Origin of the sequence: Actinomadura litoris (assembly GCF_009733595.1) — a bacterium.
GTDB lineage: Bacteria > Actinomycetota > Actinomycetes > Streptosporangiales > Streptosporangiaceae > Spirillospora > Spirillospora litoris.
Genome location: NZ_WOFH01000015.1, coordinates 152,613 through 173,836, shown reverse-complemented (window position 1 = coordinate 173,836; position 21,224 = coordinate 152,613). Strand labels below are relative to the sequence as shown.

The 21,224-nt window shown below is 69.7% G+C and carries 18 protein-coding genes; 10 read left to right on the top strand and 8 right to left on the bottom strand.

Features of this window, described 5'->3' with window-relative positions; genetic code table 11:
• Positions 1–22: 22 nt before the first annotated feature.
• The 3 genes from GNZ18_RS34465 to GNZ18_RS34455 form a co-directional block, all read right to left on the bottom strand.
• Positions 23–2,032, bottom strand: coding sequence for an SAM-dependent methyltransferase (locus GNZ18_RS34465; RefSeq protein WP_156220829.1), 2,010 nt, complete (start codon positions 2,030–2,032; stop codon positions 23–25).
• Positions 2,029–2,940, bottom strand: a complete 912-nt coding sequence (locus tag GNZ18_RS34460) for an SAM-dependent methyltransferase (RefSeq protein ID WP_156220828.1) — start codon at positions 2,938–2,940, stop codon at positions 2,029–2,031. Before GNZ18_RS34460 ends, GNZ18_RS34465 begins: the two co-directional genes overlap by 4 nt.
• 142 nt (positions 2,941–3,082) lie before the next feature.
• Entirely contained in the window at positions 3,083–3,370 is a 288-nt protein-coding gene (locus tag GNZ18_RS34455) for a hypothetical protein (protein WP_156220827.1), read from the bottom strand.
• Between the two features lie 172 nt (positions 3,371–3,542).
• On the opposite strand from GNZ18_RS34455, the gene GNZ18_RS34450 reads away from it, so the two are divergent.
• The 3 genes from GNZ18_RS34450 to GNZ18_RS42750 all read left to right on the top strand — a co-directional run bounded on the left by GNZ18_RS34450 (position 3,543) and on the right by GNZ18_RS42750 (position 8,090).
• Entirely contained in the window at positions 3,543–4,766 is a 1,224-nt protein-coding gene (locus GNZ18_RS34450) for a helix-turn-helix domain-containing protein (protein WP_216651539.1), read from the top strand.
• A 1,342-nt stretch (positions 4,767–6,108) separates the two neighbouring features.
• Entirely contained in the window at positions 6,109–7,521 is a 1,413-nt protein-coding gene (locus GNZ18_RS34445) for a hypothetical protein (protein WP_156220825.1), read from the top strand.
• Entirely contained in the window at positions 7,518–8,090 is a 573-nt protein-coding gene (locus GNZ18_RS42750) for a GNAT family N-acetyltransferase (RefSeq protein ID WP_216651538.1), read from the top strand. Before GNZ18_RS34445 ends, GNZ18_RS42750 begins: the two co-directional genes overlap by 4 nt.
• 1,674 nt (positions 8,091–9,764) lie before the next feature.
• On the opposite strand, the gene GNZ18_RS34435 is transcribed toward GNZ18_RS42750, so the two are convergent.
• Positions 9,765–10,313: a GNAT family N-acetyltransferase gene (locus GNZ18_RS34435; RefSeq protein WP_156220824.1), complete on the bottom strand. Its 549-nt coding sequence runs from the start codon at positions 10,311–10,313 to the stop codon at positions 9,765–9,767.
• A gap of 367 nt (positions 10,314–10,680) precedes the next feature.
• On the opposite strand from GNZ18_RS34435, the gene GNZ18_RS43430 reads away from it, so the two are divergent.
• From GNZ18_RS43430 to GNZ18_RS34415, 5 genes are read left to right on the top strand one after another with little or no spacing between them, the layout of a single operon-like run.
• Complete coding sequence (locus GNZ18_RS43430) at positions 10,681–10,806, top strand: hypothetical protein (RefSeq protein WP_281378215.1); 126 nt, start codon at positions 10,681–10,683, stop codon at positions 10,804–10,806.
• Between the two features lie 38 nt (positions 10,807–10,844).
• Positions 10,845–12,020 carry a methyltransferase domain-containing protein gene (locus tag GNZ18_RS34430; RefSeq protein WP_312874899.1) on the top strand — a complete coding sequence of 392 codons (1,176 nt, stop codon included), beginning with the start codon at positions 10,845–10,847 and terminating at the stop codon, positions 12,018–12,020.
• 58 nt (positions 12,021–12,078) lie between these two features.
• A complete protein-coding gene (locus GNZ18_RS34425; RefSeq protein ID WP_156220822.1) occupies positions 12,079–13,251 on the top strand; it encodes a methyltransferase domain-containing protein in 1,173 nt (390 codons plus the stop codon).
• A 24-nt stretch (positions 13,252–13,275) separates the two neighbouring features.
• Positions 13,276–13,788, top strand: a complete 513-nt coding sequence (locus tag GNZ18_RS34420; RefSeq protein WP_216651537.1) for a DUF6624 domain-containing protein — start codon at positions 13,276–13,278, stop codon at positions 13,786–13,788.
• Positions 13,785–13,925, top strand: a complete 141-nt coding sequence (locus GNZ18_RS34415) for a hypothetical protein (protein ID WP_156220821.1) — start codon at positions 13,785–13,787, stop codon at positions 13,923–13,925. Before GNZ18_RS34420 ends, GNZ18_RS34415 begins: the two co-directional genes overlap by 4 nt.
• 529 nt (positions 13,926–14,454) lie before the next feature.
• Here GNZ18_RS34415 and GNZ18_RS34410 read toward each other — a convergent pair.
• Together GNZ18_RS34410 and GNZ18_RS34405 are read right to left on the bottom strand one after the other, a co-directional pair.
• Positions 14,455–15,018, bottom strand: coding sequence for an NADPH-dependent FMN reductase (locus GNZ18_RS34410; protein ID WP_156220820.1), 564 nt, complete (start codon positions 15,016–15,018; stop codon positions 14,455–14,457).
• Positions 15,015–15,584, bottom strand: a complete 570-nt coding sequence (locus tag GNZ18_RS34405; protein WP_156220819.1) for an SRPBCC domain-containing protein — start codon at positions 15,582–15,584, stop codon at positions 15,015–15,017. Before GNZ18_RS34405 ends, GNZ18_RS34410 begins: the two co-directional genes overlap by 4 nt.
• Positions 15,585–15,720: 136 nt before the next feature.
• Between GNZ18_RS34405 and GNZ18_RS34400 the strand changes: the two genes are divergently transcribed.
• Positions 15,721–16,116 carry a winged helix-turn-helix transcriptional regulator gene (locus GNZ18_RS34400; RefSeq protein ID WP_156220818.1) on the top strand — a complete coding sequence of 132 codons (396 nt, stop codon included), beginning with the start codon at positions 15,721–15,723 and terminating at the stop codon, positions 16,114–16,116.
• 21 nt (positions 16,117–16,137) lie between these two features.
• On the opposite strand, the gene GNZ18_RS34395 is transcribed toward GNZ18_RS34400, so the two are convergent.
• Positions 16,138–16,878 (bottom strand): SDR family NAD(P)-dependent oxidoreductase, encoded by a 741-nt coding sequence (locus GNZ18_RS34395; RefSeq protein WP_156220817.1) that lies wholly within the window; start codon positions 16,876–16,878, stop codon positions 16,138–16,140.
• 180 nt (positions 16,879–17,058) lie between these two features.
• On the opposite strand from GNZ18_RS34395, the gene GNZ18_RS34390 reads away from it, so the two are divergent.
• Positions 17,059–17,220 (top strand): hypothetical protein, encoded by a 162-nt coding sequence (locus tag GNZ18_RS34390; RefSeq protein WP_156220816.1) that lies wholly within the window; start codon positions 17,059–17,061, stop codon positions 17,218–17,220.
• A gap of 1,233 nt (positions 17,221–18,453) precedes the next feature.
• Here the strand turns inward: GNZ18_RS34390 and GNZ18_RS34385 are convergent.
• Positions 18,454–21,216: a Hint domain-containing protein gene (locus GNZ18_RS34385; protein ID WP_156220815.1), complete on the bottom strand. Its 2,763-nt coding sequence runs from the start codon at positions 21,214–21,216 to the stop codon at positions 18,454–18,456.
• Positions 21,217–21,224 lie beyond the last annotated feature (8 nt).

Here is a 21,224-nt window from a genome sequence, read left to right as displayed (position 1 = left end):
GTGGGTGCAGTCGTGGGCGGGGTCATGGTGCCTGGCCGCTCTTGCGGGCCAGCACGCACGAGGCGTCCACCGCATCGGTGACGTCGCCGCTTGCCTCGGCCTGCGCATCGGCGCCCGTATCGGCGTCGGCGGCGTTGGCCGTGCCGGCGGCGTCGCGGTCAGAGGTGGAGGAGGGGGCGGGGGTGTTGCAGTGGAGTTGATCGAGTCGCTCACGCCAATCGCGTCCATCCCTCGCTGCGGGCCGCGCGGGCCAGGCGGGCCAGGGGCCTTCGTCCAGGGCGAGGTCGGGCCGCCATCGGGCGACCGGCATCACCGGATCCAGCACCCGCAGCCCCTCCACCCCGCCCAGCAGGTCCGCCAAGTCACCGGCCGGGCGCACCAGGATGGGGTCGGCGCCCAACTCCTGCACCGCGCGTATCGCATGGGCGATCGCCTCGCCCGGCCCCTCGCAGGTCAGGTCGGCGATCGCGAGGTGGCTGCCCGGCGCCAGCGGCGCGGCCAGCCCGGTCACGACCGCGCGGGCCTGCTCCCGGTCGAGTCCGTGGAGGATGTTGAGGAGCAGCACCGCCACCGGCCGGTCCAGATCCAACGTCGCGGCGGCCTGGTCGAGGACGGCGGCGGTGTCGGCGGCGTCGGCCTCCACGAACCCGACGCCGCCCTGGTCGTCGCGGTCGCCGGCCAGGAGCGCCCGCGCGTGCGCCATCACCACCGGGTCGCGGTCGAGGAACACCACCCGCGCGTGCGGGGTGACCTGCCGGGCGACCTGCAAGGTGTCGCCGGGCACGGGCAGCCCGACACCGACGTCCAGGAACTGCGTGAGGCCCTGCTGGGCCAGGTGCCGCACGAGCCGGGCCTGGAACCGGCGGGCGCGGCGGACGGCGGCAACGAGCCCGGGGACCAGCCCGGCGAAGACCCGGGCCGCGTGCTGGTCGGCGGCGTAGCCGTCGGCGCCGCCCAGCCACCACTGCCACATCCGCGGCCAGTTCGGCCGCTCGGGGCCGACCCTGGCGGTCATCCAGTCCGTCGGGATCGACCCTGAGGCCCAGTCCCGGCCGGCGGGCGGGGAGCCCACCACCATCGAGGCCAGCGGGTGCGGCTCGGCCCACCCCTCGGGGAGGGCAACGGGGACGCGCAGCAGCGCACACCACAACCCGACCGTAGGCTCACCCGCCCCTTGGGGCGTGGGGAGGTCCCGGTGCGGCCTGGGCTCGACACCGGGAGCAGTACCGCCGGAGGCCGTCCCCTCCGGCGTCACACCTTGGGGGGCGGTGTCGGATGCGAGGTTGTCGGAGGTGAGGTCGTCCATGCCTTCGGTGAGCGCCTCCAGTGTCGCGGGGCTGCGCACCGTCGGCGGGTCAGTCACGTGTTCGTTGGCGGCGGCGTCCTGCAGCGCCAGGTCCAAGTCGGGGTCGCCGGTCAGATGGCAGAGCGCCAGCACGCTGCCGGTGGCCAGCACCCCCCGCAGCGTCTGCAGCATGGCCGCGGCCTGGTCGCCGGGCAGCGGATCCAGGCTGTTGATCAAAACGACGCCCACGGGACGGCGCAGGTCCAACAGCGGGAACGCCTTGTTGAGCATGTCGCGCCAGGACTCCAGCCCGGCGGCGACGAACGCGCAGCTTGCCCCGGCTTTGCCGACGGCGTTGGTCAGGGCCGCGATGACCATCGGGTCGCCGCTGGCGTACACGGTCCGGGCCCGCGGATTTATGGCCTGGACGACCTGGTGGACCTGGTGATGCGATCGTGCGCGGGGCGGTAGGTCGGCGTCGGCGACCAGCAACTGCTCGATGCCGTGCTCGGCGAGCATCGCCCGCACCGCCGCGGTACCGAACCGCACCCGCCGCGCCGCCACCTGCGCGACCTGCGGGTAGCGCTCCAGCACCCGCGCACCGAAACCCTGTTCAGGCGCGAAGGAACGGGGATCGCCCGCCCAAGCGGCCCACACCCGCGCCATCGACAGCCGCGGCGTCCGCGCCCCGCCGTCGGCCACGCTGCCGGCGAGCGCCGCGCCGGTGCCCGCGCCCGCGCCGGTCATGGCCGCCGCTCCGATCGGGCCGCTCGTGCGCGGCTTTCCGCGCGGCCGCCCACCCGAGGCCGGGTCGCCACCGCGCCCACCACCCGCACCGAAGGACTGGGCTCACCCCGGTAGCGTTCGCCGGGCGGCGCCCACCGCTGCACATCGGTCACGCCCGGGTCGGTCACTTCCCAGCCCGCCTCCTGCAACATCGCGGCCACGGCCGGCTCGGTGCGGAAGGTCAGGTCGCTGCTGGCGTTCTCGTATCCGGCGGCCATCGCGGCCGCGGCCGGGTCGGCCTCGGGGGCGCAGGCGTGGGAGAACACCAGCACCGACCCCTCAGGCAGCCCCTCACCCAGGCGCGTGAGGATCCCCACCGGGTCCTCGGCCTCGGCGACGAAATGCAGTACCGCCACCAGGGCGACCAGCACGGGCCGGTCCCGGCGGAACCGGCGGGTCAGCTCCGGGTGCGACAGGATCTGCTCGACGGCGCGCACGTCGCCGAGGAACACATGCTCATACCCCGAGTCCGGGGATCCGCGCCAGGCTTGGGCGTGGCGGATCACGACCGGGTTGTTGTCGCAGGCCAGCACCCGCGCCGCCGGGACCGCCCCGCGGACGGCCTCCTCGACCGTGGGCACCTGGATGCCCTCCACCAGGCTCACGCCGATGTCCAGGACCTGCTCGATCCCGTAGGCCCGCGCGGCCCACGCCGCCGCCCGCGCCGCGAACCGGGCGTTCTCCCGCGCCGCGATCGGCACCTCGCCGCGCCCGGCGCGCATCACCTTCTGCGCCGCGTCCCAGTCGGCCCACACCAGTCCCAGGCCGCCCTGGTACACGTTGTACATTCCCGCCGCACTGGCCCGCCCGACCTCCAGGTCCGCGCTCTGGGGCCGGTATGTGTCTCGTGGCTGCTTGTTCAAGCTCATGCGGCACCGTCCGCGGGGTAGGACGGTTTGCCGGGAAGGTGCTCGTCGTACCGGGCGGCGCTCGTATCGTCCCGCCCAGCGTGGTGGCGGGGCACACTGCGCGGAGGGTGGGAGCTGAGACAGGCGGATGGTGGCAAGGTGGTCATGGTGCGTCGTCCGCGAGCTGCTCGGGGGCCTCCTGGAACGCTGGAACGCGCAGCCGCCGGGCCAGCGAGGCCAGAGCGGCCGCCGCGCCCCCTGGGTCGTTGCCGGGATGGGAGGCCTCTTTCCGACCCTCCCGCCAGCGATAGTCGGTGCCGTCGTGCGTGACCATCAGGTTCACCAGAACCGTCAACGACAGGCCGTCGGGCATTGGTCGCAGGGCGCAGGTCGCCACACCGTGTTCGCCCAGCTTGCGGCGGAGTTGTTCGAGTGCTTCGCGCTCGCCCATCACGGCTCTCCTCACCATGGTGCTGGTTGCGGCGACGTGGATACCGGGACTGTAGATGCGCCAGAAGAGCAACGACTTTCAATGTTGTTGAAAGTCGCGAGGCGACAAACGGGGCACACTGACAGGGACCGCCCAAGTAATGATCGTCACAGGTGACAAGGGAGGAGGATCCGTGCTGATCGAAGACTCGGCCGGCGCTCGGATCGCGGCTCTGCGCAAGGCGCAGGGCATGAAGCAAGCTGGCCTGGCCACGAGTTCGGGCTACTCGCTGAGCATGGTCACCAAGGTCGAATCGGGGCATACTCCAGCCACGCCAGGGTTCATCTCGGCCGCAGCTCGGGCCTTGAAGGTCGACATCGCTCAGATCACCGGGCAGCCGTACGCGCCCGACTCGCCCACCGACGCGCAAATGCACGAACACGTCGCGGTATTGCGGCGCGAGTTGTCGGCCTACAATCTGCCGCCCACGCATGACCGCGCGCCCAAATCGCTCGACGAACTGCGAGCGGCCGTCGCCGACCTCGCGCAACTGCGGCACGGCGTCAATCTGCTGACGCTCGGCGAGATACTGCCGGGCCTTCTGCAGGACCTCCGCATGGCCGCCCACACCTACCAGAGCCGCCTCCAGGAGCAGGTCTACGGCCTGCTGGCCGAGACCTATGCCGCCGCCGGTCAACTGGCCTACAAGATGGGCTACATCGACCTGTCCAGCCTCACCACCGACCGCTACGAATGGGTCGCGGAACGCTCCGGGGACCCCCTGGCGGTGCATGTCGGTGAATACCTGCGCGCCGGAGAGTTGATGGTCGCCGGTGACTGCTCCTCGGCCGCCGCTCTGATGGACGCCTCGCTGGGGCGACTGGAACCCCACCTGGCCACAGCCCAACAGCAGGAACGACCACGCGTATGGTCGGTATGGGGCAACCTCCACCTCAAAGCCGCCCTGGTCGCTGCCCGCTCCGGCCAGCCCGACGCCGAGCTGGCCACCTGGCAGTACTACGGCCACGCCGAACAAGCCGCACAGATCGTCGGCGTCGACCGCGACGACTACCGCCTCTACTTCGGCCCCACCAACGTGGCCATCTGGGGCGTCAGCCTGGCCGTAGAACTGTGCGACGACGCCGCCGCACTCAACCGGGCAGACAACGTACATCTCCCAGAATCGGCTCCACGCGAACGCAGCTCCCACCACTGGATCGATGTGTCGCGCGCCCACGCATGGCGAGGCGATGCACAAGCAGCCCTGCAATGCCTCTACCAGGCCCGCAGCATCTCTCCGCAACACACCCGCTTCCACCCACAGGTGAGAGAGACCATGCAAATGATCGGACGCACAGAACGCCAAGCAAAAGGAACCGTCCGAGGATTCGCCCACTGGCTCGGCCTTCGCGACTAGCTGAAGAGCCGCCCACGGAGGCCGCATTCGACCAATAGAGAAATCGGATTTCTCCCCGATCCCACCTCGACACCGCCGGCCGAATACCTGGCCACCCATGTTTACCGGGCGTGCGACGAGGCGATGCCCCTTCAATCCTCGGCCCGCAGCCCTACCTGTCCCTCCGAACTCTCTGAAACGACCGTCCTCCGGTGGTTCAGCCAGCGGTAGCGACGAACGCGGCAGCCAGCACTGCAGCACCTTCCTGGCCGCCCCCTGCGGCCCGGGCCGCCCCCGGCGAAGCCAGAACTGAACATGGGCATGGCGAAATCACCTGACATAGACGGAGGCTTAAGGCGGAGTGGAGAGCGGTGGCGGGACTGCTTTGGGAGAGCGTCCCGCCACCGCCGCTAGAAGGGCCGGGCAGCCCGTGCGGTCCGAGCGGTCACCTGTACCGCCAGGCCGCCCGACCCGGCCCCGGGAACGCGACCCGGGACCAGGGCGTGGACACACCGGAAGCTCGCGGCGGACGCGGCCATGTCCACAAGTTCAACGTGAGTTCGAAGACGGCCCGCACACCGCCGCCGGCTCCCAGCGAGTGAGGGCAACCCCAGGGCGAGGCTGTCGGCCGTCATCGGCGGTGCGCCGCACGCTCTGGGCCGCTGGGGCGGACCGGTCGTTCACCCGCTCTCGGCCGGGGGCCGACTCGCGCCGCATGCCCCGAGGGGAACCGGATCGGCGCGGCTGGCCATTGGGCGCGGCGAGGGCGTGGGGGCGTGCGCCCTGAACGACCCGATCGGTGCAGGCGGCGCGCGGTTCGGTGCGGACGTGGACGCGCGCCGGTGGTCTGCCTGGAGGGGTGTGTCCGGTCGGTCGCGTCGTCCACCACCGGCCGGAATCGGTGTGGAGGAGCGACCAGTCCGGAGAAGCCGCACGCGGTGAGGTTCTGTCTGCGTCGGTTGGTGGCGACTGCTGTAGCTTTCTCACAGTCGGGCCTCGCTTCCGGTCAGATCCCGGCCGGTGGTCAGAGCGCCGCGTGCGGGACCGATCTGTCTGTGGGGGCGAGGCCACACACCGAGGTGATTCATCAGGCCACTACGGGATGAGTGGTTGGTGTGTGGCCCCGTGCTTCCGAGTGAAGCGAACTTGCGTGCACGCCAACAACACTCATGTGACTATGAGGATGTGTATACGTCCTGGTCAGGGGTTGCGTGAAATGCCTGAATCGTCGAAGTGTTCCCAATGTGGAGAACGGCTCAACCGCTACAGTCCTGGTGAACGCTGCGGGTCCTGCGCGTGGGAGGCCCGCGCCCGGGTAGGCGAGCGCCCCGCGCTCCCGGCCGATTTCTGGACCGAGTCGCCGATGCGGGAAGCCTTGGACCGCAAAGACCTTCAGACGGTGTTGCGGATCTATGTGAAGGCGACGGGGCTGACGCAGGAGGCCGTCGGGTTTTTGATCAACACGCAGCAGGCCAACGTTTCCCGGATATGGCGCGGCGTCCGGAAGCGCTACTCGATCGAAGACCTCGAATCCTTCCGCGACGGGCTCGGTATTCCCGGTCGGCTCCTGGGACTTCAGCCAGGTCCGCATGAAGAGGCAGCAGGCACCTCACGGGACGGCGGAGGCGACCTCGAAGAAGCGAGGGCCGAACGCTCTGACGAGATCTACGGCGGTGATGGTCGCCTTGTGGGTCTTGCCCGGACCGCACTGGAGGCCGGGACCCCTGGACCACCGATCGCGGGCGACGACAATGAGAGCGTGAAACGTCGCACCCTTCTTGGTGGCCTCGTGGCCACCGCCGCTACCGCTGGCTCGCTCGCCCGAGACGCCGAGCCGCTGCGTGAGGCGTTCGAGGCCGCGGTCGCCGCAGACGCCAGCGACCGCGACGCCGACACATGGGAACGCCTCGCATACGACTACGCTCATGAGGTCGGCCAGTCCCCGGCGACGGTCCTCCAGCCGGAACTCGCAGCGGATTTCACCGAACTGACGAACCTGCTCTCATCCGCCCAGGGAACCGCCAAGACCCGCCTGGTCCACGTGGCCGCGCAAATGGCCGCGCTCATCGCGATCAATCTGACCAACCTGGGGGAGGGGCGCTCCGCGCGCCGCTGGTGGCGCACCGCTGCTCGCGCTGCCGACCAGACCGGGGATCACACCGCTGCGGCACGCATCCGCGGCCGCGCCGCCGTCATCTCCCTCTACACGCAGACGCCCCGCCTGTCGGTCCTGGAGGCGGCCGAGGAAGCGATCGAACTAGGACGTGGCGCACCCGAAAGCGTCGTGAGCGGGCACGCCGCCAAGGCTCAGGCGCTCGCCGAACTCGGCCGCCATGTCGAGGCCAAGGACGCTCTCGATGACCTGCGCGGCGTGTTCGAGCGGCTGCCCGAGGCGGTGCTGACCGAACGAAGCTGTTGGGGCTGGTCGGCCGGCCGTCTGCACTTCGTCACCAGCCTCGTCCACACCACGGGTGGAAACGTGGAAGCGGCGATGGGCGCCCAGGATGCCGCGTTGGGCGCTTCCTCAGAGCAGAGCTGGAAGTTCCGCGGACAGATCGAGATGCACCGCGCCGGAGCCCTGTTCGTGACCGGAGACATCGACGAGGGCGCCCGCCACATGAGGCGGGTATTGGAGAACCTGCCGGCCGAAAAACGCAACGACGGACTTCTCCAGGGCAGCGCGATGACTTCGCTGCGGCTCGCGGCCCCTGCGGAGGCTGAGCGGCCGTCGATACGACAGGTGCGGGAACTACTCGCGGCGACAGGAGACCGGTGACCGCGGACCTCACCTTCACCCGCTACGGCCCAGCCGACGCGGAGGACATCCTCGACAGCGTCATCGCGCCGGTCTTCGTTGCATCCCACCAGGACGTCATCGACCAGCCGTTCTACACCGCCGACCGGTTCATCGAACGCTTCCCCGGCTACGTCAAGGTGCCCGGATTCCAGATCGTCGTCGCCCGCTCGGGCACTGAGCCAGTGGGGCAGGCGTTCGGCTGCACCTTGCCGGTGAAGACGCGCTGGTGGAACAGCCTGACGACGCCGGTCCCGGACGGATTCACCATCGAGACCGGGACGCGGACCTTCGCGCTCAACGAGCTGATGGTCATCCCGCAGTGGCAGGGCAAGGGCGTGGCGCACGCCCTGCACAATGCCCTGCTGGAGGGCAGGAGTGAGCAGCGGGCCACGCTGCTGGTCCGCGAGGACAACCAAGCGGCGCAGCGCGCGTACGCGCGCTGGGGCTGGCACAAGGCGGCGAGGGCACAACCCTTCCCCGACTCCCCGCACTTCGACGTGATGATGATCGACCTGCCCCTGCACTCCGTGTCGGCTACCAAAGCCTGACCATCACGACCCAGAGCGCGACTCGGTGCGCTGGGCGGAACGCCGGGGCGCCCGGTGTCTTGTGGCGGCGGCCGCCTCCGACGGAACCGGGCAGCGTGCACCCCACTGCTCGCCGTTGACCGATCACCGTAGGCCGCCGTCAGTGAGGCCGCCAGCGAGCTACGCGCCTGTGAGACAGTCTTCGTGCGGCTGCCAGCGCCGGTGACCACGACCTGCGGTCGGTCGCCGGGTGGGCCGAGGACCGGCTGCGCTACGCCCAGGAATGGGTGACGCCTGCACCGGTGACCGCGAGCGACTCGACGCCGCGTGGCCGACGGCAGGCAGATCCTGCCTGCCGACAAGCCGCGCATGCCTGTCCACCTCGACCTGCTGCGTGTCGCCGGTCACGTGCGGGCGGGCGATGTGTCCGAGGGCGTCCGCCACGCCCACGTCGTGTAGGAGCGCCGGTAAGTCTGGTGCCACCAGGTGTACGCGATTGAGTTCGCCCAGTTCAGCGGTTATGGCGGAGTAGTGGGCGAAAGGAAAGGCCCCCACGCATGACTGGGCTGTGCGCGGGGGCCCTCTCTGCTGGATCGGTCTTGATCCTTACGGATTCAAGAGCCGATCCCATGGCGGACGAGCAGTTTCTCGATCAGGGCCCAGAGCGCTCGCGCGCCGAGGGCGACTCCCAACCGTCCAAACCACTCCAGACTTCGCCCCTTTCGATCAGGAGCTCGTTCCTTCGCCATGTCTGCCCACCTCACCTCATCTTGGATATGGGCCGGGCCGCCGACTGTCGGCGGCGCCCAATCACCCGCCGACTGACGTCGGCCCGGCCTGCCCAACTGATGAGGTAAGGCATTTGGAGGATATGTCACCTCAATACGGTTGTCTGCTGACCTCCGGGGCTCGTTTTCCCTTACCCTTGCACGTGTGCCATCCGGCCGACTGAAGCGCTCAGTCGCCGCGGGAGTGCTTTGAGAGCCGTGGAGCGACTTTCCTTGATCGTGGTGCGTGGGTGATCGTGTACGGCCAGTATTGATCCAGATTCATGGGCGTGTGGTGATTTGGCTGCCCGTTTCGTGAGAGGTCTTTGTGCCGCGTGGTGCGTGTGCTGGTCGGGGACGAGCTTGTCGGGAACCGGGCGCTGGTCGGGGGCGAGCCGGATCAGCTGTCCGGCCGGCGGGGTGCGACGAAATTCGGGCTTGCGTTGCTGCTGCGGTTCGTCGTGGTAAACGGCAGGTCCCCGACGGCCGAGATCCCCGACCAAGCCGCCTCCTACGTCGTCCGCCTGGTCAACGTTCCAGCGTCTGAGGTCGGGCTGTATGAGTGGGATGGCCGGAAATCAAGGCGCATCGCGCGGGCATCCGCAGGTACTTCGGATTCAGTGAGTGCACGGTCGCCGACGCCGACACGGTCGCGGACTGGCTGGCCGTCAAGGTGTGCGCGAAGGAAGGCAGGTCGACCGGGTCTGCGCCGTGCCGTTGGGGCGCCTGCGGGAAGAGCGGATCGAGCCGCCGGCCCGGGACCACCTCCGCCGGATCATGGGGGCCTTAGGACGGGATCCGGCTGAGGCCCGATCGCCACGTCCGGCTCGACACCACCCGGCGGTACACCTTGCCCACCCACGCCGCTGGCCCATCGGGTGGTCGACGCCGTCCCAGGCGGTGGCCGCGCCGCCGCTGCCCTGGTCGCCTACCGGGAACTGCTGGGCGCGGAGCGCAGGGCGATCAGATAGAGGTCGAACCACGGTTGGGTCGCGGCTGCCGCGCCCGGCGCACGACCGACCGGCCGCCAGCCCCACCGCCGGTACATCGCCTGCGTCTGGTGCTCGTGCGGGGCGGTGGCCAGGACGGCGCGCTCCTCGGGCCGTCCCGCGAGCAGCTCCTCCAGCAGGCGCCGCCCGAGACCTCGGCGGCGATGCGCCGGCCGCACGGCCAGGTCGATGACGGCGAACGTGCGGCGCCCGGTCTCCTGGGTGAACCCCGCGGGCGGAGCAGGATCCAGGCCCTCCCACCAGGAGGTCCTGGCCGACAACGGCAGCCCGTAGACGAAACCGGCCAGCGCGCCCTCGTGCCGCGCCGTCACCGCCTCGAACCCCGGAGCGGCGAGCTGACGCCTCATGCGGGTCCGGTAGTCGCCCAGGTCGTAGCGCGGGAACGACTCGGCGTACACCGCCTGGATCTCGTCGAACCGGTCGCGGGTGGCGTCGCCGTCGAGGTGCTCGATGTCCATCGGGTTCATGACAGCACATCCTCTCGATCACCTGGCGGCGCGCATCGAGCCCGCGTGGGTCCTCCTGGGCCGGCTCGGTCAGGGAGTTCGTCTTTCTCACCTTCCGGCCACACCATCACGAGATAGCGTCACGGTGTGGCATCGGTCGAGGACTGTCGGAGAGGTAAGCCCCTTGAGGTAAAGCTCATTGGGACCGACGTCTGGAAAAGGAGCGTCGTGTCGATGTAGGACCGGCCGGCTCCCGGGGAGGCCGCTGTCGTACACGCGAGTTGAGCTCGGTCTTCGCGGCGCTGATGCTGCTCCTTCCGCCCAGGCCGTCATCGTGGCGAGGTGAGTCCGCGGCCGATGGTGCAGGGCGCGGGTGAGGAATCCGTACATGGAGGTTCGAGTGGGCAAGCACGAGGACGGGGACCAGAAGGAGATCGAGGGCGACGGGCGGCAGCAGGGCCGCCCGGTTCCGCCCAAGGACACCGGTAAGGGCGGCGGGAAACGCGGCAGATGACCGGGCAGATGACGCCTCGGATGGTGGATGTGCCGGATGTGGCCGCGCGTATCGCCGCGATGGCCGATCAGCTCGCCGCGCGCGGCGCTTTGACCGACCCTTCCTGGCGTGGGGTGCTGGGTGAGGTGCCCCGGCACCTGTTCGCGCCCCCGGTGGCCTGGGCCGCGCCCGAGGACGGCCCGCGCTACAGGATCGATGCTCGCAAGGACCCGGTCGCCTGGTGGGAGGCGGTGTATGAGCCGGGCACGGCGGTGCTGACCCAGTTCGACGACGGCGCCGCATCCGAGGGCGCAGCATCCCGGGACCCGCGCGTTCCCACCTCGTCGTTGTCGGCGCCGGAGATCGTGGTGCCGTTTCTGGAACTGCTGCATCCCTTCGGGGGGCAGCGGGTGCTGGATGTGGGGACGGGGACGGGGTGGACCGCGGGCCTGCTGTGCGAGCGGGTCGGCGACGCGCACGTGGTGTCGATCGACATCGACGAGGGCGTCGCCGCGCAGGCCGCGGCGAACCTGCACGAGGCCGGGTTCAGACCCCAGCTGCGGACCGGCGACGCCGCCGTCGACCTCGGCGAGGAGCAGGACTTCGACCTGATCCACGTGACGTGCGGGGTGACCGCCGTTCCCTACGGTTGGGTGGAGCGGATGCGGCCGGGCGGCGCGATCGCCTTCCCGTGGATGCCGGACTTCTCCTACGGCTACCGGGTCCGGCTGGACGTGCTGCCCGATGGGACCGCGACCGGGCGGTTGGCGGGGTCGGCCGGCTACATGATGCTGCGCTCCCAACGCCGCCACCGCGCCACCCCGGCGAAGGAGTGGCCTGCGGCCGTTCCCGAGTTCGCCGCCTCGACCACCCGGATGGACCCGCGGCTGCTGTGGCACACCCCCGGCGGCGGTTTGGAGGCGGCCATGAGCGGCCTGGTCCCCGGTGTCCGCGCCGCGTTGTTCCACGACAGCGAACCTACCGGCGAGGCCACGTTGTGGCTGTTGGAGGCCTGCGGGCCGGGCGGCTCGTGGGCCTCGGTGGACTACGCCCCCGGCAGCAAGGAGTTCGCGGTGGAGCAGGCGGGGGAGCGGCGGCTGTGGGAGGAGGCCGAGGTCGCCTACGTCCAATGGCTGCGGTGGGGGCGCCCTGCGCTGCACCGCTTCGGCCTCACCCTCACCCCCCAAGGCCAGCACCTCTGGCTCGACGACCCCGCCACCACCGTGAACCCCTGAGCGACACCACCCGCACAACGCGGCACCAAATCCCCTGCATGCCCGAGGACTGACCCTGATGGCCCGCCGCGACCCGAGCTTCCACGCGCGCGTGGAAGCGCTCGCCGACTTCCTCACCGACGCCGGGGTGCTCACCGATCCGCGATGGCGGGCGGCGCTGCACGAGGTGCCCCGCGGGCGGTTCGTCCCGGCCCGCGCCTACGCCGCCTCCTACCTGCCTGAGGAGTCCGACCACGTCATCGACCGGTCCATCGACCGGGCCGGCTGGCTGAACGCGGTGTACCGCAACTTCTCCATCATCACCCAACGCGACGACGGAGCGACCGACCCGACCGACACCGCCGGGACGCCGACGTGCTCGCTGTCGTGCCCGCACATCGCCATGGAGTATCTGGAACTGCTCGCTCTGGAGCGCCACCACCGGGTGCTGGAGATCGGGACAGGGACCGGGTGGACGGCCGCGATGCTGGCCTGGCGGGTCGAGGCCGACAACATCGTCACGGTGGAGGTCGACAAGGACCTCGCCGAGACCGCCCGGGCCAACCTCGCCCGGATCGAGTGGCAGCCGCAGGTCATCACCGGCGACGGCGCCGAAGGATACGCGGCCCGCGGCCCCTATGACCGGGTCCATGTCACCTGCGGCATCCGCGAGGTCCCGGGCGCGTGGCTGGCCCAGACCCGCCCCGGCGGGGTGATCGTGGCGCCCTACATGCCGATCGGCGGCGCCTACGGCCACCAACTCGTGCTGCACGTCCTGGACGCGCACAACGCGGTCGGCCGCTTCACCGGCGGCGGCGGGTTCATGATGCTCCGCTCCCAACGCCACCCCCGCTCGGGCGCCGCGGTGCAGACGAGTACAGCCGAGCAGAGGGTCACCCGCACCGATCCGCGGCTCATCGCCGCCGCCCAGGGCGGCGCGCAACTGGCGATCGCCGCGCTGGTCCCGGGCGGCCTCACCATCGACACCGCCGCCGTCCGCACCGGCGAGGGCTGGGGGTATGAGGCGACCCTGTCGGTCGGCGACTCGGCCGCCAGGTGCACCGCACCGCCCGGCGCCGACGAATACCACGTCCTGCAGCAGGGTGAGCGGCGCCTGTGGGACGAGGCCGAGGCCGCCTACCGGTGGTGGCTGCGCCGCGGCCTGCCCGGACGTGAACGGTTCGGCCTGGACATCAGCGAGGGCAGATCGCGGGTCTGGCTCGACGACCCCTCGGCGCCGGTATCGGTGTAGGCCCGGACACGCAGCGGAGGATGTGTGGACGTCGATGATGTGGCCGCCGAGTTGGTCCGGCGGCGAGACCTCGATCAGCAGGCCCGCAGGAACGCCCCAGCCGGCCGGTGGACCCAGCGGGAACGCGACCACGCCCGTGGGGTGGATGCCGACAACACCCGGTGGCTGGCCGCACTGGTGGCCGAGCACGGCTGGCCTCGCACCGACCAGGTCGGCGAAGCCGCAGCCCACGCGGCATGGTTGATCGCCCAGCACGCCGACGCCGCCCCCGCCCAGCAGCAAAGGTTCCTGGCCTTGATGCGCCAAGCCACCGCCGACGGCCAAGCGCGACCGGCGGACCTGGCCTACCTCGAAGACCGATGCCGACGCAACTCCGAACGACCCCAACTGTATGGAACCCAGGTGACCATCACCGACGACGGTGAGGTGGTTCCGGCTCCGCTGGAGGAGCCCCAGACGGTCGACGACCGCCGCGCCGCGGTGGGCCTTCCGCCCATGGCCGACTACCTTGAGAGCTTCCGCGAGCACGATCCATGACCGGCACCGAGCACGAGGCCGAGCGGGACGGCGCCGGCCTGGATACCGACACCGCGGCCGTCAGCCTCAAGGCCCTGCACACCGACCTGAAAGGCCGCGTCTGCCACCAAGTCCCCAATGGGTGCATCATTCCTTGACCTCGCCGCCCCGCTGGCCGAAACACCCCCGATGCCCTGCGGCCCGGCCAAGACCCCGGCGAGCACGCTGCGGCGCATAAGAGGGCCACTGACGAAACTCTTTGATCAGCGACAACGCACGGGGTCCTGCCCCACCGTTTCCACGCAGAGCAAGATCATCTGTCACTCTCCGGTGAGCGACGGCTCTCCGTAGGGTCCCGGGTCTGCTCGCTCAGTGAACGCCCTGCCTCCTCCCGGAGGTATGGCTGTCGGCGCTAGCAGTTCCCCCGGTACGGCCAGCACCGGCGTGGAGCCGCCGGCGAGTCTGGCGCCGTGCCCATAGCCGCCGGCGGCGCGACGGATCTATGCGCCGCACGCACCGGCTCCCGCGAGCTGTCCACGCCCCTGACCCCCAGTGCCGTGGGGCCCCAGGACACCCGAGGCGCTGGCCGCTGGCGACTGCCCGACCTCTGCGCGGCGGCCGACGAAGCCGCCCTCCAGCGAACGCGCCGGTTCGGCGTAGGACGTCGAGCTCGGCATGTGGGCTCCTTCAGGCGGCGCGCAATGGCGCGAGAGCCCCGCTCCAGGCGATGACCTCGGTCAGCATCTGGTGGAGGGTCGCGGTGTGGCGGTCGGTAGGGACGAAAGTGGTGAAGGACTCGAAATCGCTGATCAGCGAGAGGTTGAGCTGAGTGCGGACCGTCGCGATATGCAGGCCCGCGGCGATGAGGCGCAGATGCTCGGCGGCGCGGGCGCCGCCGACGTTGCTGCCATAGGCGACGAAGCCGGCGGCCTTGTTGGTCCACTCGGCATAGAGGTAGTCGATGGCGTTCTTCAGCGCGGACGGGATCGAGCGGTTGTACTCCGGGGTGACGAACACGAAACCGTCGAACTCGGCGATCTTCGCGCTCCACTTGCGCGTGTGAGGATGCTCGTAGTCGCCCATGAGCGGAGAGCGCGGCTCGTCGAACAGGGGAAGGTCGTAGTCGGCGATGTCCACGGTCTCCCACTCGGTGCCGGAGTGTTCGCGCGCCGTCCGCTGGACCCAGTTCGCCACCTGCGGACCCACACGCCCCGGGCGCGTGGTGCCGAGGACGATACCGATTCTGGTCATGATGTGCTCCTTTGGTCGAGGACATGGGTGAAGGAAGTGGGGGCACCGGGCCTTTCCGGCGGCCGGAGCGTCACCGCCAGGCCGTTCAGGCGAAGCGCCGTGGCGCCGCGCAGGTGCGGAAGGTCCGCCGAGCCGTCGCCGGTGCGGGCGAGGAAGGCGACCTGCTCGGTCCAGGCCAGGTCGGTCGATCCGGCGCCGCCGTCCAACTGGACCGTCACGAGGGAAGTCCAGCGCAGCACGTCGTTGACCGTGGATGCGTAGACGTAGACGATGCGGCGGTCTGGCACGATGTCGAGATAGCGCGACCGGTAGTCGAGATGCTCCGGGGGCGCGTCCAGAACGGTGAAGGTGCTCCGGGCGGTCTCGCCGCCACCGACGCGAAACTCGTGGTGGTATGCCGACCCCGACCCGGGAAGCCTGGCCCAGCGGCGCCGGACGTGGGTGTCGGCGAAGGCGGCGAAGACTTCGGCCAGGGGCGCGTCCAGGCGCCGGGCGATCGTGAAGGTGTCGTGCCGAACGTCGCCTCCTCCGGCCGGATGCCCCCGTGTGCTGTCCTGATCGCTCATCCGTGTCCTCCGTTCGATGGCCGCCGCAGCGGACCACGGCGCCTACGATCGGTAGGAAACGCGGCCTGACAGGGCTTAAATCCCCCTAGCCGATACGCACTTTGAAGTACGCCACGCACCGGGAAGGCCCAATCGCATGGACACCGTGCTCCGCGCCGAACTGACCGCCCGAGGGATCGCGCCCGACTGCGTCGAGACCATCGGGCTCGTCCGCGACGTCCTGGCCCGCGTCGGTGACAAATGGACCGTCCTCATCGTCACGGAGCTGGCGTCCGGCCCGATGCGCTACACCGCCCTGCACGAGAAGGTCAGCGGCATCTCCCAGCGCATGCTCGGACACACCCTGCGCGCGCTGCACCGCGACGGCCTGGTCACCCGGACCGCCTACCCCGAGGTCCCCCCACGGGTCGAGTACGAACTCACCGCGCTCGGCCGCTCGCTCGCGCAGGCCGTCGACCACCTCGTCCTCTGGGTGCGGGCCCACCAGCCCGCCATCGCCGCCAACCGCGAAGTCTTCGACACGGCCGGCTGACGTGCCGGCACCGGACGGTCGTCAGACGGTGTAGCCGCCGTCCACGGCCAGGGCGGTGCCGGTGACGTAGCGGCCGCCCGGCCCGGCCAGGTAGACCACAGCGGTGGCGATGTCCTCGGCCTCCCCGTACCGCCCCAGCGCGGTGAGGGAGCGCTGGAAGTCGGCGGTCTCGCCGCCGGCCGGGTTCATGTCGGTGTCGATCGGCCCCGGGTCCACGACGGTGGCGGTGATCCCGCGCGGCCCCAGCTCCCGCGCGAGCCCCTTCGTCAATCCGACGAGAGCGGACTTGGCCGTCGCCTGCAGGACGAAGTTCGCGCCGGGAACACGCCCGTTGAAGCACGACCCGATACTGATGATCCGCCCGCCTTCGCCCATGTGGCGCGCGGCCGCCTGGGCTGCCAGGAAGACCGACCGGACGTCCACGGCAAGGACCCGGTCCAGTTCCGCCGCCGTCACCTCCGCCAGCGGGCCGTAGGCGAGGAACCCCGCGTTGTTCACCAGGATGTCGATGCGGCCCAGTTCCCGCACCGTCCGCTCCACGGCCCGCGCCGCGGCGTCGGGTCGGGTGAGGTCGGCCTGGAGGACCACGGCCCTGCCGCCGTCCGCCTCGATCCCCTCGGCCACCTCCCGCGCCTGGTCCGCCCCCTTGACGTAGGTCACCGCTACCGCCGCGCCCGCGCCGGCCAGCCGCCGCGCCACCGCCGCGCCGATTCCGCGGCTGCCTCCGGTCACCAGCGCCACCTTGCCCGTTAGATCACTCATGAGCCCTCCCCCTCCATGGACGATCCGCTCGTCGCGATGGCAAGGTAGGAGTTCACACCAGTGTCAGATTCAAGTCGTCCTCCAGACGGGGCGCGGAACGCGGATCGGCGAACTGGCGCGGCGCAGCGAGGGTGCCCTCCGAGCGAGACCGCCACTCCGAAGCTCGTCGGAGAGCTCGCCGTGGAACGCGACCGCATCAACCGCCTGGTCAACGACCTCTTCCGCTCTCGCGACGTCCTCGACACCCCGCTCGCACGCGCCAGGCGGTTCGCTCTCAGCCGCCAGTCCGCCATAGCCTCGGCCAACCGCCAGGCGCTCGACTGTGCGACCGCTGCGGCGTAGTGATCGGCGCGGACGGCGTGCGGCCACTGGCCTACCTGGACGAAGTCGCGAGGAGACTGGCCGCCGACACCGCCTGCAACAACTCGATCGCCGCCGACTGGCAGATCCCTCTGCGCAGGCTCGGCTACCGGCCCACCTACGACCGGCGCTCACCCCGCTGCCACACCACCACAGACCAGGCCCAAGGGTTGAGGCGCTCTCCCGCGTGCCTGTCCCCTTGGTTCCGGCGATCACAGCCCCCGTAAGGACAAAGACCCGAAGCTTGCCAGCTCCGGGGTCGTTTCGTCACTGTGGGCTACGACTTTCGTCTGTGCCCCTAAGAGCTACCGGGCGGACCGCGCGGCCCTTACCGGGTCGAGCCGCCTGGCCTCCTCGCGCACATGGCCGGCCATCCGGCCTGCACGGCTGAATAGGACAATCGTCACTTTCCCCCTCCAAGCTCTTGCTGTCGCGATCTCCTGCGCTCGATGTCCGGTGACGGCCAAAGCAAGTTGCGCGGAGGGGCATTCTGATCTATTGATCTGAGCTACAAATAAAGAGTGAAAAACCCGCAGCAAACAGAGCCCTCAAGAGTCTCAGGGTTCCACAAGATGCTAATATTTTACTTAGTGATGACGGTTCTCTCCTTGGTGGCTGGAGTGATGACGGCGATTCTTCAAAAGTCCCCGGCGGATAAGGCGTCTGCGCCTCCACCGCCTGGTGGAATGTCGCCGTCAGTTCCGCGCCTAGAACTACCTGGAAAAAAGGGCGAATTCGCCCGTTCCAACGTGGTTATACTTTCAGGTGAAAGTCAAGAAGTGCTGGAGAGTTCAATTATTCGCGCGTATGTTTGTCCGGCTGCAGCTATTTTGGCGGATTCGTGTCCGCCGCGCTGGTCAGGGCCGCCTACGTATCCTGGCGCTACATCGCGCCCCAGGTGGGGTAGCCTAGTGGGAGTCAGTGCCAGGGTGAAAGCAGACTTAAAGGTCGATTCGCCCGCGGTGGTGGTGAGTAGCTATGGGGAGCCGGTCGAGGTTATCAACGAAGAGACCGAATACCTTCAGTGGTACTGGACGGTGAGGTCTAGCAAGGCGGGACACTATCTCGCTGTTTTAACGTTGACGCCGCTTGAACGCAGGTCAAATGAGGCAACGGGGCCTACCCTCGAATTCCCGATCTCACTGACCATCAAAGAAAAGTCGGTGGGTAATGCGCAAGGCGCTTCGAAAGTCGGCCTGTTTTTGAAGAATCAAATCACCTGGGTGAATAGTCTAATCGGGACCGCTGGTGCGACAATCGTGGCCTTGCTCGCATTGAGAAGGAGCGGTCGGGGTCAAGGTCGGTCTTCGGAGCGCCGCCCTGAGTAACGTACGTCTCCCTGAGTTGCCCGCTTCTCACATACATAGCCCACGGCTGCGCGGACTTGTTCTCCTCAGGCGGGCGGGTCAGGAACACCCACCGGCCGACGGTCAGCGCGATCACCGGTGACGGGTCCACACTCGTGTCGCGCCGATCCCACACCCACGCGTCGCCGATGTATCGCTTGGTAGCGCCCGCCACGGCCGCCGTGAGCGCCGGGTGCGGACGGATGCGGACGCTGGGCTCCCAGTCGGGGGGCGCGTTACGAGGCCGGACGATCGCGTCATACAGGCCACCGCATGCCGCGTCCGTGTCCATCCCCCTGACAAGCGTCAGTTCGATCCGGGCGCCCTCGTCCAGGTCCTCCTGGGCCTCGGCGAGCGCGTCGTCCAGGTCCGGTTCCAGGCTCCCGGTCGGGCCGGCCGGGGCGATCGCCACCGCCAGCGGCCGCAACCTGCGAACCCGTGCCTCGATCCACGGGGCAACCCACGCCGTGCCAGCCTCATAGGCGACGATCTCGCCGTGCAGCAGGCCGTCCTCGCGCAGCCCGACCGCGGCGACGGACGCGGCCTGCCGGTCCGGGGCGACCTCGATCGCGAACGCGATCGGGTCGAGCGCGCGGGACTCGGCGTCCTCGACCGCCTCGAACGCGGCCTGGGAGATGACCTGCCAGCCGCCGTCGACCGCCGGGTAGTTGCCGACCGAGAGGATCTCTCGGTCGAAGCCCTTCATCGACATGGAGTCGTGCAGGTGCTGGATCATCTCCAGCGACACGCGGACGTGCAGGCCGGGGTTGGTCTTCGCCCAGGTGGCGGGATCGTCGCGGTCATCGTGCTCGGCGCACCCGCTCTCGCAGTCGGAGGTGTGCACCTCGACCGACCACTCGAAGTAGGCCAGCTTGCGGGCCGTCTCCCCGCCCGTGAGCGCCCGGTTGCGGACCCTGGCGATCTGCTCGCACGGGGCGATGTCCTTGTCCGGCGCGGACCCGCCGTACCAGAGTTGGGGGTTCTCGCGCGCCAGCATCGTCGGTATGAGGGCGTCCACTGGGGCGTCACTGAGGTTCTGGCACTCGTCCCAGAACACCGTGTCGCCGCTGAAGCCGCGGCCCGAGCCACCGGAACGGGCCACGAACCGCAACCGCTGCCCGTTCGGGCACTCCTCGGTCGGCCACAGCTCAATGCCCTCGTCGCCCTTACTCCTGCTCACGGCCTTGATCCGCTTGCGGAAGGCCGCGCGGCGCTGCATCAGCGCCAGGATGCGCCGGAAGATCTCCTGGCTGGTCTTGAACTCATGGGCGCTGTAGATGATCAGTTCCTCGTGGAAGAGGAACAAGCCAGCGAGGGTGCGCGCCTCGAAGATCGCGCTGTTGTGCGTCGCGATCAGGTCCCGTCCGGCCAGGTAGAGGCCGTCCGGCGAGGCGACGGTGATGCACCAGACGGGCACCGACTCCACTCGCTCGATGCTCGCGACGCTGACCGCAGCCCGACCCTTGCCGCCATCGGCCGCTCTGATGCGCTCTGCCTTGCGCGGCATCCGGACCGGCGTGAACGGGTCCTGCCGGGTGGGCGTGAAGCACACGCGGTACTTGGGGCCGCAGTCGCGACCGCTCAGGCTCGCGCGGCCCTCCCTCATCGTCGCTCGCCAGCCGATCGAGCGCGCCAGGAACAGCACGCCGTTGGCCAGCCGCCGATTGGTCGAGCAGAATTCGGCCTGCCCGCGCCGTGCGCCGATCGTGCCGTTGGTGTCCATCAGCCCTTGCAGCAGCGCTTCACGCTGCGCCGTCCCGGCGGTGAGGTACAGGTCCGGGACGTGCTTGTTGCGTAGCAGGCCGAGGCGTCGCAGGTGCCCGTCGAACGAGCGGCTCTGTCGTCCGGGCCCGAGAGATGTGGTGATGCCGGTCTGGCACGCGTTCTGCGACACGCAGTCGGTCGGAATGAACCCCGCCTCACGGATCGCCGCGCGCCAGTGGGCCGCGTCCCCATCGTCGCAGGTAAGCGCCCCGCAAGCCGAACGCCCGTCCCCGAGCCAGGCACCGAGCAGGTGCGGATCGAGCGGCAGGTTGACGTCCGGCGGCCTCAGCGGCTCCTGGACGGGGAGGCCGAATCGGTACTCATTGGTGAGGTACGCCTTGCCGGCCGTCGTGGACGTACGACTGCCGGAGGCGGACCGCGAGAGCCCCTCGGCGAGCATCTCGCGCGTGCTCAGTGTGCGGGTTTCGAACCATCGCCGCCGCTGCGACCGCGCCCCTGAGGACCGCTCCCGCCGCCGGTCGGTCACGGTCCACAGGTGTTCCGCGTCGGCGATGACAGACCGGCCATCCGTCGTGGTCACGCGATAGCACTCGCGGTTCGTCTGGACCGCATGGAGGTGCGTAACGGCCGTGGCCTGCCCAGTTGGGTGCCAGACTTTGTCGCCGACGCGGGCGTCCGCCATGGTGATCCAGCCGCGATTCGCGGTCAGGGTCGGTGTTTCCCTAGCGAGGGCTTTCCCGTTCTGCCTCGGCGCTATCAGCCCCGCCTCGAAAGCGCTCCAACGGCCGTCGTCGCGCTCGCCGAGGGCCCGATGTAGGACCCATGTTTGCCAAGGATCGAGATGCAGGCCCGCCTTCGCGGCGAGGTCGATGCACTCCTGACCGGCCGAGGCGGCGAAGTCGGGCACCGTGCAGA

What these genes read in the sequence shown, in the direction of transcription:
- GNZ18_RS34465 (WP_156220829.1), bottom strand. Translation starts at nt 2,032, where the DNA reads ATGACCGGCGCGGGCGCGGGCACCGGCGCGGCGCTCGCCGGCAGCGTG.
- GNZ18_RS34460 (WP_156220828.1), bottom strand. Translation starts at nt 2,940, where the DNA reads ATGAGCTTGAACAAGCAGCCACGAGACACATACCGGCCCCAGAGCGCG.
- GNZ18_RS34455 (WP_156220827.1), bottom strand. Translation starts at nt 3,370, where the DNA reads ATGGGCGAGCGCGAAGCACTCGAACAACTCCGCCGCAAGCTGGGCGAA.
- GNZ18_RS34445 (WP_156220825.1), top strand. Translation starts at nt 6,109, where the DNA reads ATGCGGGAAGCCTTGGACCGCAAAGACCTTCAGACGGTGTTGCGGATC.
- GNZ18_RS34435 (WP_156220824.1), bottom strand. Translation starts at nt 10,313, where the DNA reads ATGAACCCGATGGACATCGAGCACCTCGACGGCGACGCCACCCGCGAC.
- GNZ18_RS43430 (WP_281378215.1), top strand. Translation starts at nt 10,681, where the DNA reads ATGGAGGTTCGAGTGGGCAAGCACGAGGACGGGGACCAGAAGGAGATC.
- GNZ18_RS34425 (WP_156220822.1), top strand. Translation starts at nt 12,079, where the DNA reads ATGGCCCGCCGCGACCCGAGCTTCCACGCGCGCGTGGAAGCGCTCGCC.
- GNZ18_RS34415 (WP_156220821.1), top strand. Translation starts at nt 13,785, where the DNA reads ATGACCGGCACCGAGCACGAGGCCGAGCGGGACGGCGCCGGCCTGGAT.
- GNZ18_RS34410 (WP_156220820.1), bottom strand. Translation starts at nt 15,018, where the DNA reads ATGACCAGAATCGGTATCGTCCTCGGCACCACGCGCCCGGGGCGTGTG.
- GNZ18_RS34405 (WP_156220819.1), bottom strand. Translation starts at nt 15,584, where the DNA reads ATGAGCGATCAGGACAGCACACGGGGGCATCCGGCCGGAGGAGGCGAC.
- GNZ18_RS34400 (WP_156220818.1), top strand. Translation starts at nt 15,721, where the DNA reads ATGGACACCGTGCTCCGCGCCGAACTGACCGCCCGAGGGATCGCGCCC.
- GNZ18_RS34395 (WP_156220817.1), bottom strand. Translation starts at nt 16,878, where the DNA reads ATGAGTGATCTAACGGGCAAGGTGGCGCTGGTGACCGGAGGCAGCCGC.